Genomic DNA, 15,098 nt, shown 5'->3' with positions numbered 1-15,098 from the left:
TTCTACCTAACATAGGTAGAATGGTTTCATACTATCCAATAATAATCCGTTCTTTCGGGTATTTATAGCGAGGTGGTTGTTCCCTTCCACCACTAGCTAAAATAAATGTTAAAATACCAACGCGTCCGATAAACATAAGCACAATGAGTACAAGCTTCCCAATAGTTGTTAAATCAGGCGTAACACCTGTTGATAGTCCTGTCGTTCCGAAAGCAGAACAAACCTCAACAATTAAGCTCATAAGCGGTACATTTTCCGTAATAGATAAAACGAATAGCGCAGTAGCACATAACAAAATCCCCATCGTCATAACGACAGATGCTTTCAGTACATCCTCTTCATGTAACTGACGTTTGAAGACTCTAACTGTTCTACCGCCCCTTGCAAAGGTGTATAGTGACAATATACTAACAGCAAATGTTGTTGTACGTATTCCGCCCCCAACCGAACTTGGAGATGCCCCTATAAACATTAATATACTCATAAATAAAAGCGTCGGTTGTGACAATTCACGTATATCCATTGTAGCCAGTCCACCACTTCGCGTCGTCACAGATTGGAATAATGTATAGAAAACTGTTTCATGCCATGACTTTCCTGCTAAAAACTGATTTCGTTCTAGTAGAAAAATCATAATTGTTCCAACGATAACGAGTGCAAAAAATGTCGTTGTCGTCAATTTTGTAAATAACGAAAAGCGGAATAGTTGCTGTCGCCTTTTACTAAAGAATTGTTTTACTTCCATTAACACCGGGAAGCCAATCGCTCCTAAAATAATAAGCAACATATGAATCATTTGCACAATATAATCTTTTTTGTACGGAATTAGTGATTGTCCAGTTAAATCAAATCCTCCGTTCGTAGTTGCACTAACAGCGGCAAAGAAACCGTGGAAATAAGCTTCTTGCCAAGTTGGAAAATAAAGTAGAAATCTTGTACCTAATAGTATTGCTCCAATAAGTTCTATCGAAATAATTACAATTAAAATAGAACGCATCAATTCTACAAGGCCTGATAAATTCCCTTGATTATGATCTGCCATAATGAGTCTTCTTCTCTGCAAACCGATTTTTTTCCCCGTTATAATCCAAACAAACGTACCAAGTGCCATAATCCCTAAGCCGCCTAATTGTAAAATAAGGGCTAACATAATAATTCCTGCCGTAGTAAATGTATCTGAAATCGTAACAACAGACAGTCCCGTAACACTTACCGCACTAACAGATGTAAAGAGGGCATCTATAAATGTCCATTTCACACCAGCCTTCGTAACAAACGGGAAACTAAGCAATATTACCGATACAACTACCGCTAATAAATAAAACAAAACGATGAGTTGTACAGGACGTAATTTTTGTAAAAACTTTTTTATATCTCTCATTCCATCACTTCGCTACCTTTTTTCTATCGATTAAATAAAGAAAAATCTTTACTTTCTTTATTTGTAAATAACTGCTCAAATAATTTGGCAAAGACCATTCCATATACAGTTCCATTACCTCCATACGGCAATGCGTAAAACAAATTATGTATCTTTTCGTCTTCTTTTAAAATGGGGAGACCATCATGAGTACCACCAAATGCGGCTGCCCAATAGTAGTCTGCCTGTATATTTTTATACTGCGGGAACAGTTCTTTTACAATATTAATAAGGATATCACGCTTATGCAATAATTTCGTATCACCGATTGTTTGAATTTGTATCGCTTCATCTAATCCGCCTACAATAATGCGGTTTCGATACGTTCGAAAATATAAGTAGGGCCGTGCCGTTTCCCAAATTAACGATCGCTCATGCCAGCCTTCAAACTGATTTATTTCATTTGTTACAATTGCATAAGAAGTTTCTACTGTTGTATTCTTTTCTTTCTTTCCAAAAAGCGCTTCATAACCTGTCGCCATAATAATATTCTTTGCTACAATTTGATTTCCTGTTTTCGTGTAACAAATTAAATCATTTTGGTGTTTTTTTATATGTATTGCCTCTGTATGTTCATATATATTAGCTCCCATTTGGTTTGCTTTATGCAAAAAACTATGCGCTAGTAAATACGGATTCACCTCAGCATCACCTTGCATATATAACGCTGCTTGTTTTGCAAAAGAATAACGTTTCTTAATATCAGCTTCTGTAAAATATTCAACTGGAAATCCATAATTCTGTAACGTATTATATTCCTCTTGTAAAAATGAGACATCCTCACTTTTACTTGCATAATATAAACTATTTCGCGGAATAAAATGGGGATCAATATCAAGAGTCGGTATAACCTCTTCCATTGTTCTTAGCGCTTCATAACAAAGCTTATATGCTCGTACCCCTTTTTCTTTACCAAATGTATGAATAAGAGAAGTTAACGATTTATCATGAAGAAATTGTAGTAAACCTGTATTAGCAGCTGTGCTACCACACGCAATTGCTCTTTTTTCAATAAGTGTAACACTCATACCAATTTTCGCTAACGAATGCGCTATATGAGCACCTGCTTCGCCACTTCCGACTACAAGTACATCACATATCATATCACTTTCTAACGGTGGATAACAAGGTACAGAAACTCCTGTATTCCAAAACAACTTACCGGTCATAAGTTTCATAATCATACTCCTAAAATATAAATTTCTCCTTTCTATGTTTTGTTATTTCCCATAAAAAAATCCAACTAACATAGGCTAGTTGGATTTTTTTATTTTTAATTAGAACGCTCTTCAAGCCAATTTCCAATCGTCGGATATGTTTGTTTTACAGCTGTTCCACCGTAAACAATAGACATATGCCCTGTCGGTAAACATACATATTGTTTATCTGTGCTAGAAATATGGTCTAGTAACGCTTCTACTTGACATGGCAAAGCGATATGATCACGTTTCCCGGAAATATTTAAGACATTCGCCTTAATCTTTGCAAGGTCTACCTTTTGTCCGCGAATAACAAGTTCACCCTTAACCAGTTTATTATTTTGATAAAAATCACGAATCCACTGTCTGTATGATTCACCTGGGAACGGAATACCATCACCAACCCACTTTTGAACCAATCTCCAGCTTTCGACGAAGCGCTCATTCTCTGAACGATCTACTAAAGCAACATATGGACCAACAAAGTTCGTAATTGGTTTTAACATTTTGTTTCCGAAATCAATCATTTCTGGCGGAATATTTCCAAATGTATCAACCGCTTTATCTAAATTGAAGTATTTCTCATCTAATAAAGGACCATACAATCCTGTTTCAGAGAAATCAAAAGGACTTGTCATGAAAATTAAATTACGAATTGGCATGTGCGGATGAAGTGCTGCATAAATGGAAGTTAGCGTTCCACCCATGCAATAACCAAGTAAAGAAATCTCGTCCGCTTTTGCAGTTCGCATTACTTTTTTTACTGCTTTTGCAATATAATCAAACACGAAATCATCAAATTTCAAATGACTATCTTCTAAACCAAATGTGCCCCAATCAAGCATATACACATCAAAACCACGATCCACTAGATATTCCACTAAACTATTTCCAGGAGTTAAATCCATAATATATGGTTTATTAATAAGAGCATATATTAACAAAATTGGAACTCTTTGTGTTTTTTCTTGTTTTGGAATGTAGCGATAAAGCTTCGTCTTATTCTTCGTCCAAATAACCTCTTTCGGCGTTAATCCTACTTGCGGCTCTGGTTCACGTAATAAAATTTCACTCGCCCTTTTCACTCGGCGGTATGCTTTTCGGTACTCTTCTGGGTATAGCTCTAATTGCTTTTCCCATTCTGTTGCGAATGTAGTCATTTTCCTATCTCCTTTTTGGTCGATTTCCTTCTAAAAAAAGAAGTGCATTCCTGCTATGGATATGCACTTTTTTCTTACTTCATTACATATATAATCCGCCGTTAATGTTTAATTGCTGACCTGTGATATACGCACCGTCACGGCATAGGTATACTACACCTTTTGCAATTTCATCAGCTTGACCAAAACGTTTTTTCGGGATTTTTGCAACGATTTTTTGACGTACTTCTTCTGGTACTTCTGCTACCATTTCAGTATCAATAAATCCAGGGCAAATTGCATTTACAGTGACATTTGTTTTTGCAAGTTCTAATGCTAATGATTTTGTAAATCCTAACATACCCGCTTTTGCTGCTGAGTAGTTTGTTTGGCCAAATCCACCTGCTTGGCCAATAATAGAAGAAATGCTAATAATTCTTCCTTCTTCCGCTTCCGTTATGTATGGAAGAACCGCGCTTGTCGTATTAAATACGCTACTTAAATTCACGTCAATTACGCGCTCCCAATCTTCACGATTTAACTTTTTGAATGTACGATCTCTTGTAATACCAGCATTATTAACAAGAATATCAACTTTACCAAAATGATTCACAGCTTCTTCTACAAGTCGGTTTGCATCTTCTACTTTAGAAACATCCGCTTGCACTGCATAAACGTCATGTCCATCTTTTCCTAGTTCATTTACTAAATTTTCAGCTGCTTCTTTACTGCTATTATAGTTAATAACTACTTTCGCTCCCTCTTGTGCTAATGCTACTGTAATTGCTTTTCCAATCCCTTTTGCTCCACCTGTTACGATTGCTACTTTGCCATTTAATTGAACCATTTCTTTTCCCCCTTAAATGAATTTGTGAACGATTGTTATGAATCATTTTGGTACTCATACTGTAGAGTCCCTATATAATTATGTTTCGCCGTTTACACGTGAAAGAGATTCTCCCTCTCTCTTTTACCTGTTATAAACAAGCGCTTTTATCATTTTTTATTTTCCGGCTTATTCGCAGGCTTTATCTCTTCTTTTACAGGTACTTGTAGTTTAGCTAGTACTGCATTTTGCTTTTCTAGCAATTCTAAAATTTGATCTACTTTTGTTTCAAGCGTACGAATATCTTGTTTCACTTTCGTCACATCACGCTTTAATGTAGGAGCTTGTCCTAAAGAATCTACTTTCTCCTCTAGAAACTCCTCAATGTTATCTACTTTATTTTCTAAGTTAATAACAAGCGTAGCCACTCTTGCGATATCCTCTTTCGTCGGCACATTTACTTGTTCTAAATAGTTTTTTGTCGTATCATTTAATGCTTTTTGATAAAACAAATTCAAATCTAGAACGCTGCCCATCCAAGCAGAATATTCTTCTGTTTTAATTGTTTCATTGAGCGCTTTTCCCCAAAATGTTTCGGTTTGTTCATAAGCATTTTTCCATGCTTGTAGTGGATCGAATTTTTGATCAATCACTTTACCTACACTCCCTTTTTCGTTTTTGAAACAATTCAACCTATTCACTATTTTCTAATATTCTGAATAAAACTTCAAGTCTATATTTTATTTTTTCTATTTTCTAACAAATGTGTTGACTTTAAAAACAGATAGGTGTAAATTGCACTTATAAGCAAAAAATTCCATCTAACTGATTCATGAGGTGATGCACAATCATGCTACAAAATGAACCAGAACAACGCGAAAGTTTGGAGAACAACCAAGCGAAACAACCAAACTCCATGCCAAAAAACTTCTTAGTTCCCTTCTTACTTCTCTGTCTAAAAGACTGGAGTCTTCATGGTTACAAACTTATTCAAATGCTAATGGATATCGGCTTTTCTTCTGTTGACCAAGGTAATGTTTATAGAACACTACGCAAATTAGAAAAAGAAAACCTTATTTCTTCTACTTGGGATACAAGCGATGGAGGGCCGGCAAAAAGAATTTATTCTTTAACTGAATATGGAGAGCAATATTTAACAACATGTGCGACTTCTTTTGAACATTATCAAAATATGTTGCGAACGTTTTTCACGTTATACACCAATGCATTCTTTCCATTTTCTACTTCTCCAGAAAAGGATGAAAAGGATTCTTCATCTTCACCTGGTGGTACAGCAGAGTAATCTGCGTTCACAATATGCAAAAAAACATTTGGGGGTCAAACAATGGAAACTAAACCATACGAATTAGTCGATGCATTTTGGAAAAACTGGTCTCAATCACTTTCCCTTTTCTCTTCAGCTGGGAAACAATTAGAGCAACTTACTTTAGAAACATTAAAACAACAACAAGACGCTTTGCATAAATTAACATCAGGAGTAGATGAACTAGAAAAAGAACTACAACAACTCACTGCTCAGTTCAATAACCAATATACAGATTACGTGAAACAATTAACTGGAAACTCCTTAAATGATCAAATTAACGAGTGGCAAGACAAGTGGAAGGAACTTTCTGCTCATATGCAGCAACTTACTGTTTCTCCTACAAAAACATCTTTGTCAATCCTTACACAAACAAGCGGTCAATTTGAAGAAACAACAAAACAATTTATTGAGCAACAACAATTACAACGTGAAGAGGCTCAAAAACAGTTAGAGGGTTTTTTGGAAGAGTTCAAGTCAAAACAGTTGGAACTCGCAAAAAAGTTCGAGGAAAATTCAAAAAATCTATTTACTTCCATCAAGTAAGAAAAATGTGGGAGCTAACTGCAGCACAAACAAAACTCTTTCTTCCTCCTACTACATCAAGATGGCTAGCATTTTTCGATATGGAAAAGAAGGAGGACAAAATGAATCCATTTCAAGAAGCACAAACTGTTCCGGAGCTTCGTTATGATGAGATTCAAGTCGGTGATCAAGCATCCCTTACAAAAACAATTACGGATGAAGATGTTATCAATTTTGCAAAATTGACTGGAGATGTGAATCCTATTCATATTTTAGATTCTTTTGCAAAAACAACAATGTTTAAAGAACGTATTGCTCACGGTATGCTCGTTTCGAGTTTTATTTCTACCATCCTTGGAACGAAACTCCCAGGCAAAAATACGATTTATTTATCCCAAAATGTTTCATTCCGTGCCCCTGTCAAAATCGGTGATACACTTCGTGTTGTGGCAGAGGTTATTAAGAAGCGTGACGATAAAAAAATCATTACGTTGCAAACAAACATATATAATCAATCAGATGATATTGTCGTGGAAGGAACGGCGACAATACTAAAAAAAGAGTAGCAAATTTGCTACTCTTTTTTCTATCCAAGAACTTCTAATCGCACCGATTACTTCCGCGTATGACTACGTCATTTCCACATAAAATAACGTTACCAGTTTAGATAAGAACTTAGCTGAACTGGACTACTCATAAGGATGTGTATCAACATGGTAAAAACAAACAAATTATTAGTTCCAGGTGCAGAGCAAGCGCTTGAACAATTTAAATATGAGATTGCACAAGAATTTGGTGTAAGCTTAGGGTCTAATACAGCATCTCGTTCTAACGGTTCAGTTGGCGGTGAAGTAACAAAACGTCTTGTTGCTTTAGCACAACAACAATTACGTGGATAATAATATAACATATGGCTTAGAGGCAGATATTCTCTGCCTCTTTCTATTTTCAACATACATAATAGTGCTTTTTCACATACTAATCAAAGCAAAATGAAAGGAGCGATATGTGAAATGAAACGGATTAATATTAGCATGAGCCCTCCCCGCGTTCTTACTTTATCTTTTCTTCTATTATCAGTTGTCGGCACATGCTTATTAAAACTGCCCATTGCTACGACAACGTCCATTTCATGGCTCGATGCCTTATTTACAACCGTTTCCGCTTGTACTGTTACTGGGCTTGGTGTTGTAGATACCGGAAAAATGTTTACTTTATTTGGACAATGTGTCATTTTAGCGCTTATACAAGTTGGCGGGCTTGGCATTATGAGCTTTGCTGTCTTAATTGCGATTATGCTCGGAAGAAAAATCGGTCTTCAAAACCGTATTTTATTACAACAAGCATTAAATCAAACGAATATCGGCGGCGTCATCCGTCTTGCCAAATCGTTATTTTTATTCTCTTTTACAGTCGAATGTATCGCTACTTTAATTCTTTCTTTTGAGTGGGTACCAAAATATGGGGTTACCAAAGGGATCTATTATAGTTTTTTCCATTCAATCTCAGCCTTTAACAATGCTGGTTTTTCTGTGTGGAGCGATAATTTAATGTCCCATTCTCATAGCATTCTTGTCAATTTCGTCATTTCCTCTCTCATCATTTTAGGTGGAATAGGTTTTACAGTAATCGTAGACATAAAAAGAAAGAAAAACTTTAAAAACCTTACACTACATTCAAAACTTATGCTTTCTTCTACTCTAATCGTAAACATTATTGCTACCCTTTTTATTTTTATATTCGAGTTCCATAACTCCCTTTCTATGAGAGGTTTTACCCCATTTGAAGAAGGAATAGCCTCTTATTTTCAAGCAATTTCGACGCGAACTGCCGGGTTTAATACAGTTGATATTTCTACATTGTCAAAACCTTCCCTCCTATTAATGATGCTCCTTATGTTTATTGGTGCTGGTAGCGCTTCAACGGGTGGTGGGATTAAGTTAACAACATTTTTAATCATATTTTTTGGCGTATTTAAATTTCTACAAGAACAAGAGGATATTGTCGTATTTAAAAAATCCATTAAAGATACTCTCATTGTCAAATCATTAACTATTACTATTATTTCCATTTCATTTATCTTTTTTGCTATTTTAATTTTGAGTATTACTGAGCGAGTTCCTCTATTGATGAGTGCTTTCGAAGTATTTTCAGCATTTGGGACTGTTGGCCTCAGTATGAACTTAACACCCCACTTAACTATAATCGGAAAAGCTATTATTATCTTTATGATGTTTTTTGGGAAAATGGGTCCTTTAACATTGGCTTTTTCATTTGCTCGTAAAAAGAACCGGAAAATAAAATATCCGAATGAAGATATTTTAACAGGTTGACAACCGTAGAAATTATCCATATAATGAGAATACAATAGCATATCTCCAAAGGGGAGTAGCGTCCAAGAAAATTTCTTGGAAACAAAGTCGTCATTACGTAGAACTTAGTTCTTCCGGCTTTGTTGGCATTTTCATTACATATGTCTAGCAAGACCTTTGCCTATTAACGGCAGAGGTCTTTTTTGTATTCACTTCCAGATTCTTCCAAAGTTAATAGGCAGGAGTATGGGGAAACTAAATAGTGGGGAAATTCTTCACTTATTTAGAACTTATAGAAATGAGAGGAGAATGTACATGGATGTATCATTATTATTGGAGTATGGTTGGGTATTACTCATCCTAATTGCACTTGAAGGAATTTTAGCGGCTGATAACGCTCTTGTTCTTGCAATTATGGTAAAACATTTACCAGAAGAAAAACGAAAGAAAGCACTATTTTATGGATTAGCGGGGGCATTTGTTTTCCGATTCGGATCGTTATTTATGATTTCGTTCTTAGTCGATGTATGGCAAGTGCAAGCAATCGGTGCCATCTACCTTATGTTTATCGCTGGTAATCACTTATTTAAAACGTATGTTAAAAAGAATACGGATGAAGAAACTGAAGAAAAAGAAGCAAAGAAAAAACAAGAGAACTTTTGGTGGACTGTATTTAAAGTTGAGGTTGCTGATATCGCCTTCGCAGTTGATTCAATTTTAGCTGCTGTTGCACTAGCAATGACTTTACCAAAAACAGGATTAGGTACAATTGGTAGTCTTGATACTGGGCAATTCGTTGTTATCTTTGTGGGTGGACTTATCGGATTAATCATTATGCGATTTGCAGCAACTGCTTTCGTACAAATCTTAAAACGTAAACCAGGACTTGAAACTGCAGCATTCTTAATTGTAGGTTGGGTTGGTGTAAAGCTAGCAGTTTATACATTAGCACACCCTGCATTAAATGTAATTCCACATTCATTCCCAGAATCCACTCCGTGGAAGCTTACATTCTGGATTGTATTAGTCGGAATCGCAGTTGGTGGTTGGTTCTTCTCAAAAGAAGTAGAAGTAAAAGTAAAAAAGAATTTAGACGAAAAAGCGCTGTAATTACAGCGCTTTTTCTTTTTGCTTTCTTCCTCTCAATATCCAGAAAAAATTCCATTATACTATCTTTTGTAAACGTTTTCTAAATATATGTATGTCCTTTTTGTGAAACATTGCACAAACTTATTGAAAGTGAGAACAATTCCATGTACTTTATTCATATAAGGAGTATTTATAGAAGATTTACTAAAGGAGCGTATTACTCATGCTAGAACAAGGACTAGATTATGTTGTCAAACTGGCTAAAAGCAAAAAGAAAATGCTAGATACAAACCCAATGCAATATTTCATTCGTGCTGCACTTGCGGGTATTTATATCGGTTTTATTATTGTACTATGTTTTAAATTAGGTAATTTTTTTCACATTGCAGATTCACCAGCAACTTATTTAGCTGCTTCTATGTTTTTCGGGATTGCTCTCGTACTTATTATATATGGCGGTGCTGAATTGTTTACTGGAAACACAATGTACTTTACTGTAGCAACTTTAAGAAAGGAAACAACAATTTCTGATACACTGCGTAACTGGGTTGCTTGTTACGCAGGTAACTTAGGTGGCGCGTTATTCTTTGCCTTACTATTTTACGCAACTGGAATTTTTGAAGCAATTGATCACGGTCACTTAATGAGTAAAGTCGTTGAAGGAAAGATGAACACACCTACAATGCAGTTATTCTTTAAAGCCATTTTATGTAACTGGCTCGTATGTCTTGCTTGCTTCTTACCTTCTCAGGTCAAAGGTGACACAGCAAAAATAATGGTCATGATGCTACTTGTTTTCACATTCTTCTTATCTGGTTACGAACATAGTATTGCAAACTTATCACTCTTTGCTTTATCTTTAGTTTCACCGCATCCTGAGACAATTTCTTTTTCAGGTGCTATTCATAACTTAATTCCTGTTACAATCGGTAACATTATTGGCGGATCAGTATTTGTCGGTATGGTATACCACTACTTAACTAAGAAAACACCTGACGTTCAACAGGAAGAAACTGAAATCGCAGCAGCTCAACAAGAAGAGATTATTCCTTTACAAGCACATATGAAACATTAAAAACTCCAAAGTTTTACTTTGGAGTTTTTAGCTTCCCACATATTTAACAACAAGGTAAGGATTAATTTCTCCTTCTTCCTTTCCCTTATCCAATCTTTGTTTCATCTTATGCATACCGATGATATCATTCGTATGAAGGTGAATTTCATTTACATATAACCCTTCTGTACAAAAGGCTTCTACAAAATCTAGTCCACTTTTTTCTCCCCATCCCATATTAAAATCAAGGGAAAGAATATTCACACCATAATCCCGAACCATTTGTAAGGTACATTCTACTGTAGTTGCCGGCACATACCCGAACGGACAACTTCTTTGATCATCCATATATACGTTCATTTTCTATTCCCTCTCTACTTTGAATATGCGACCAATACATAACATATTGCCCCAAGGCTAATAAAAGGACCAAATGGAATGGGCTTTCGTACTTCTATACGCTTTAATACGATCCCAATCCCGAAAAAACAAAGACTAAAACAAGATGCTAAAAATAAAATGATAAAAACTCCCTTCACTCCTACTATAAACCCAAGCAACGAAAGTAGTTTTATATCTCCACCGCCAAGCCCTTCTGGATATATCTTTTGCATGCAATATAACAAAATGAATATAACACCACTACCAACTATACTATCTGTCCAAGTAACTAATTGTACAAAAACACTTTCGAGAATGAGTAAAACGGCAAATGAAATTAAAATACAATCAGGAATTAACATATATAAGTAATCTGTAAGTGAAATAATAAGAAGTAGCGAAAAAAGGGATAAAATGATAATAAGCTCTCGTTCTATTCCAATCATATACACGGTAAGAAGAAATATACTTCCTGTTATACATTCAAATGCTACATACATAATCGGAATTTGCCTCTTACAATTCGTACAACAGCCTCTTTGTATATAAAATGAAATGATGGGGATTAGTTCTTTTGACCTTAGCACATATTTACAATAATGACAATGTGAACGCGGGGTAATGATAGACTCCCCTAATGGAACCCTCATCGCAACTAACATAAAAAAAGACCCAAACACCATTCCTGCTAACAGTGCATATAAATAAGTGAACATCCCTTCCTCTCCTTTCCCAAAAAACATAGCAAAAAAAGGAGAGAACTTCTACTTCATATTATCCATTATTCTACTAAAAAAGCAGGCCATTTTCTGGCCTGCTTTCCCCTCTTTTATACGATGAAATATATTGCTTTTAATGGTCCATGTACTCCGACAACAAGATTCATCTCAATGTCAGCCGAGTTACTTGGTCCTGTAATAAAGTTAATACAAGATGCCGCTGTCTCGCCATCTTCTACACGTGAGTTCATATCCTGAACTGCTTGTGTAATACGAGGCACAAGTGTTTCACGTGGAATAATAGCTAAATATACAGTCGGTAAAAAATGTAAAGAACGTCCTTGTCCTTTATGACTTTGTACAACAATTGTACCAGATTCAGCTAATGTATAATCACTAAATGCAATACCAATATTCGCTTTTTCAGCTAAACGCATATTTCCGTCTTTTCTCTCTGGATCCCATACGTTTACTTCAACGTCTCGCTTTGGAAGTTCTTCTTTAAATAAAGATGTTAAACCATATGCATCAAAACGCTCATCCGCTGATAATAAAATAGGTCCTCCGCCGTTTTCCATGATTACTTGTTGAAGGTCTTCACGTAAACGTTCATTTGTCGTTTCTACTACAGTTGTATGAATGTTTGTACATTGATTTTTAAACACTTCTAGTAATTCTTCTTGTGAATAATCTTTTAATGTTTCTATATTCACATTACTTTTCCATACTGGACGCTCTACACCTTCTGTTTTACGCGCGCGCCCAAGTTCTTTTGCAATGTTATCTAGAAAGGCATCACGGTTTTGAATTAATCCTGTCATTATTTATCCCCGCCTTTCTTATGATCTTTATACCAATCACGGAATCGTTCTTTACTTGGAGCTGGGAATTCACGAATATCCGTCCAGTTTTTAAGTGGCCCAATACCTTTTGATACACGATTACCAGATGTAAATGGACTCATTGCCGCTGGTGCCATTTTTGAACCCATTTTATATAAAGCAGCTGAAGAAGCACCCATACTAAACATTTTCATCGCTAGTTTTTCTGCAAGTGGTGCACGACCTTCTTGCTCAACGATGACTTGACGATGTTTTAATAATAAATCATGCAATGGAATTTTTACTGGACAAGCTTCTGTACATGCTCCGCATAAACTAGATGCATAAGGAAGCTCTTTATAATCATCATATCCACCTAGAAGCGGTGTTAATACCGCGCCGATTGGTCCTGAATAAATCGATCCATATGAATGTCCACCAACGTGACGATATACAGGACATACGTTAACACAAGCAGCGCAACGAATACATTGTAATACTGAACGGAATTCAGATCCAAGAATTTGAGAGCGACCATTATCAACAACAACTAAATGGAATTCTTCAGGTCCATCAACTTCCTCTTCTTGAATTGGTCCTGCTACTGTTACATAACTTGTTAATTTTTGACCTACTGCACTACGACATAGTAAACCAACTAAAACATCTAATTCTTCCATTGTCGGAACCATACGTTCCATACCCATTACTGCAATTTGTGTTTTCGGAATTGACATAACAAGATCTGCATTACCTTCATTCGTTACTAAACAAAGGGAGCCCGTATTTGCAACAGCAAAGTTACAACCAGTTACACCAATTTCTGCATCCATAAATTTCTCACGAAGTTGTTTACGAACAAACTTTGTCATTTCATACGGGTCATCAGAATTTTCATAGCCTAGCTTTTCTTTAAATACATCGCGAATTTGCGTTCTATTTTTATGAAGTGCAGGTGCAATAATATGTGAAGGTGGATCGTTATCTACTTGCAAGATATACTCTCCTAAATCACTCTCTAACACTTCACAGCCAATCTCTTCAAGCGCATGGTTCATACTGATTTCTTCTGTTACCATCGACTTTGATTTTACTACTTTTTTCGCTTGTTTCTTTTTGGCGACGTCTTGAATATACTTTGCTGCTTCCTCTTTCGTCTTCGCAAAGTACACGTGTCCGCCTCTTTTTGATACATTTTCACTTAACTGCATTAAGTAATAATCAAGATTTTCTAACGTATGTTGACGGATTTGTTCACCTAGTTCACGCCACTCTTCCCAGTTTCCTAATTCATCTGCGGCTTTTAAGCGATTCGTATATAAGCGCGTTTGTGCCGAAGATACTGCTCCGCGCATAAACGAATCTTGAATTCCATCACCAACGCGATCATTAAATTTTTTCTCACTGATTTTCATAGACATAGCTTATGTTCCCCCTTCATGAGCGACTATTCAGTACCTCAGCAATATGCATTACTTTTACTTCTTTTCCTAAACGCTCAATACGTCCGCCAATGTTTAACAAACACCCACAATCTGCACCGATTAAATAATCTGCACCTGTTTCCATTACACTATCTACTTTTTCATCTACCATTTGCTCAGAGATTGGAGTCATCTTAACTGAAAACGTTCCCCCAAACCCACAACAATTTTGCACGTTTGGCAAATCTCTCACAGTTAATCCTTTTACATTTGATAATAAAATCCCTGGTGCTTCTTTTACTCCGAGCATACGTGTCATATGACATGATTTATGAATAGTAGCTATCCCTGATAAACTTGCACCAACATCTGTAACTTTTAAAACATCTACAATAAACTGTGTAAATTCATAAGTTTTATCAGCAACTTTTTGTGCACGTTTAGCCCACTTTGGATCATCTTTGAAAACATGCGGATACTCATGAAACATTGTCGCACACGAGCCAGATGGTGTAACAATATATTCTGCATCTTCAAAAGTTTCAATCATATGTTTCATCGCTTCTTTTGCTGCTTCTACATGGCCGCTATTATAAGCAGGCTGACCACAACAAACTTGTGCTTCTGGAAATTCAATTTCACAACCTAAACGCTCCAACACTTCAACTGTTGCTTTACCGACATTTGTTTCAAACATATCGACTAAACAAGTAACAAATAAAGTAACTTTCATAACTATTACTCCCCCTTTTTACAGCTTCGCCAACAAACATATGGTCATCAGATGACTGAGTAGAGAAGAAATAGGCTCAACCATGGCCTATCCTCTCCCTCTCCTAAAGAAAACGCTTACTTAATCTTTCTC

The 15,098-nt window shown here is 36.0% G+C and carries 17 protein-coding genes and 1 riboswitch; of the genes, 7 read left to right on the top strand and 10 right to left on the bottom strand.

The genetic code is table 11. The annotated features are described in order from the left end of the window. Positions 1–31: 31 nt before the first annotated feature. The 5 genes from NZ044_RS06855 to phaR form a co-directional block, all read right to left on the bottom strand. A complete protein-coding gene (locus NZ044_RS06855) occupies positions 32–1,381 on the bottom strand; it encodes a TrkH family potassium uptake protein (RefSeq protein ID WP_001204689.1) in 1,350 nt (449 codons plus the stop codon). A gap of 23 nt (positions 1,382–1,404) precedes the next feature. Beyond that, a complete protein-coding gene (locus NZ044_RS06850; protein ID WP_000772567.1) occupies positions 1,405–2,598 on the bottom strand; it encodes an NAD(P)/FAD-dependent oxidoreductase in 1,194 nt (397 codons plus the stop codon). A gap of 95 nt (positions 2,599–2,693) precedes the next feature. Beyond that, entirely contained in the window at positions 2,694–3,779 is a 1,086-nt protein-coding gene (gene phaC, locus NZ044_RS06845; protein ID WP_016097973.1) for a class III poly(R)-hydroxyalkanoic acid synthase subunit PhaC, read from the bottom strand. Between the two features lie 82 nt (positions 3,780–3,861). Beyond that, positions 3,862–4,605, bottom strand: coding sequence for an acetoacetyl-CoA reductase (locus NZ044_RS06840; RefSeq protein ID WP_000250407.1), 744 nt, complete (start codon positions 4,603–4,605; stop codon positions 3,862–3,864). A gap of 149 nt (positions 4,606–4,754) precedes the next feature. Further along, the gene (gene phaR / locus NZ044_RS06835) at positions 4,755–5,237 is read right to left on the bottom strand and encodes a polyhydroxyalkanoic acid synthase subunit PhaR (RefSeq protein ID WP_000566941.1); all 483 of its coding nucleotides are present in this window, start codon (positions 5,235–5,237) and stop codon (positions 4,755–4,757) included. A 197-nt stretch (positions 5,238–5,434) separates the two neighbouring features. Between phaR and phaQ the strand changes: the two genes are divergently transcribed. From phaQ to NZ044_RS06800, 7 genes are all read left to right on the top strand, one after another. Beyond that, positions 5,435–5,887 (top strand): poly-beta-hydroxybutyrate-responsive repressor, encoded by a 453-nt coding sequence (phaQ, locus tag NZ044_RS06830; RefSeq protein ID WP_000939954.1) that lies wholly within the window; start codon positions 5,435–5,437, stop codon positions 5,885–5,887. Positions 5,888–5,929: 42 nt separating this feature from the next. Continuing rightward, positions 5,930–6,454: a polyhydroxyalkanoic acid inclusion protein PhaP gene (gene phaP, locus NZ044_RS06825; protein WP_000448596.1), complete on the top strand. Its 525-nt coding sequence runs from the start codon at positions 5,930–5,932 to the stop codon at positions 6,452–6,454. 101 nt (positions 6,455–6,555) lie between these two features. Next, a complete protein-coding gene (locus tag NZ044_RS06820) occupies positions 6,556–6,999 on the top strand; it encodes a MaoC family dehydratase (RefSeq protein ID WP_001067916.1) in 444 nt (147 codons plus the stop codon). 147 nt (positions 7,000–7,146) lie between these two features. Beyond that, positions 7,147–7,332: an alpha/beta-type small acid-soluble spore protein gene (locus tag NZ044_RS06815; RefSeq protein WP_000241212.1), complete on the top strand. Its 186-nt coding sequence runs from the start codon at positions 7,147–7,149 to the stop codon at positions 7,330–7,332. Positions 7,333–7,446: 114 nt separating this feature from the next. After that, positions 7,447–8,766: a TrkH family potassium uptake protein gene (locus tag NZ044_RS06810; RefSeq protein WP_000822358.1), complete on the top strand. Its 1,320-nt coding sequence runs from the start codon at positions 7,447–7,449 to the stop codon at positions 8,764–8,766. Between the two features lie 38 nt (positions 8,767–8,804). After that, positions 8,805–8,970: riboswitch (yybP-ykoY riboswitch) on the top strand. Between the two features lie 90 nt (positions 8,971–9,060). Continuing rightward, entirely contained in the window at positions 9,061–9,855 is a 795-nt protein-coding gene (locus tag NZ044_RS06805; RefSeq protein ID WP_118961648.1) for a TerC family protein, read from the top strand. Between the two features lie 202 nt (positions 9,856–10,057). Beyond that, entirely contained in the window at positions 10,058–10,909 is an 852-nt protein-coding gene (locus NZ044_RS06800) for a formate/nitrite transporter family protein (protein ID WP_000893035.1), read from the top strand. A 27-nt stretch (positions 10,910–10,936) separates the two neighbouring features. On the opposite strand, the gene NZ044_RS06795 is transcribed toward NZ044_RS06800, so the two are convergent. From NZ044_RS06795 to NZ044_RS06775, 5 genes are all read right to left on the bottom strand, one after another. Then, positions 10,937–11,248, bottom strand: a complete 312-nt coding sequence (locus NZ044_RS06795) for a cyclic-phosphate processing receiver domain-containing protein (protein ID WP_001103767.1) — start codon at positions 11,246–11,248, stop codon at positions 10,937–10,939. 14 nt (positions 11,249–11,262) lie between these two features. After that, on the bottom strand, positions 11,263–11,985 hold the full coding sequence (locus NZ044_RS06790) for a prepilin peptidase (protein ID WP_098505592.1): 723 nt from the start codon (positions 11,983–11,985) through the stop codon (positions 11,263–11,265). A gap of 113 nt (positions 11,986–12,098) precedes the next feature. Next, positions 12,099–12,809, bottom strand: a complete 711-nt coding sequence (locus NZ044_RS06785) for a LutC/YkgG family protein (RefSeq protein WP_000147194.1) — start codon at positions 12,807–12,809, stop codon at positions 12,099–12,101. Then, a complete protein-coding gene (locus NZ044_RS06780) occupies positions 12,809–14,230 on the bottom strand; it encodes a LutB/LldF family L-lactate oxidation iron-sulfur protein (RefSeq protein ID WP_000061929.1) in 1,422 nt (473 codons plus the stop codon). The genes NZ044_RS06785 and NZ044_RS06780 overlap by 1 nt, the downstream gene beginning before the upstream one ends. A gap of 16 nt (positions 14,231–14,246) precedes the next feature. After that, positions 14,247–14,966 carry a (Fe-S)-binding protein gene (locus tag NZ044_RS06775; RefSeq protein ID WP_000869152.1) on the bottom strand — a complete coding sequence of 240 codons (720 nt, stop codon included), beginning with the start codon at positions 14,964–14,966 and terminating at the stop codon, positions 14,247–14,249. Between the last annotated feature and the right edge of the window lie 132 nt (positions 14,967–15,098).

The organism is Bacillus sp. FSL K6-1338 (assembly GCF_038006965.1).
GTDB classification, from domain to species: domain Bacteria; phylum Bacillota; class Bacilli; order Bacillales; family Bacillaceae_G; genus Bacillus_A; species Bacillus_A thuringiensis_S.
Note: the sequence above shows the minus strand (reverse complement) of the source record. Positions and strands in the feature narration are given on the sequence as shown.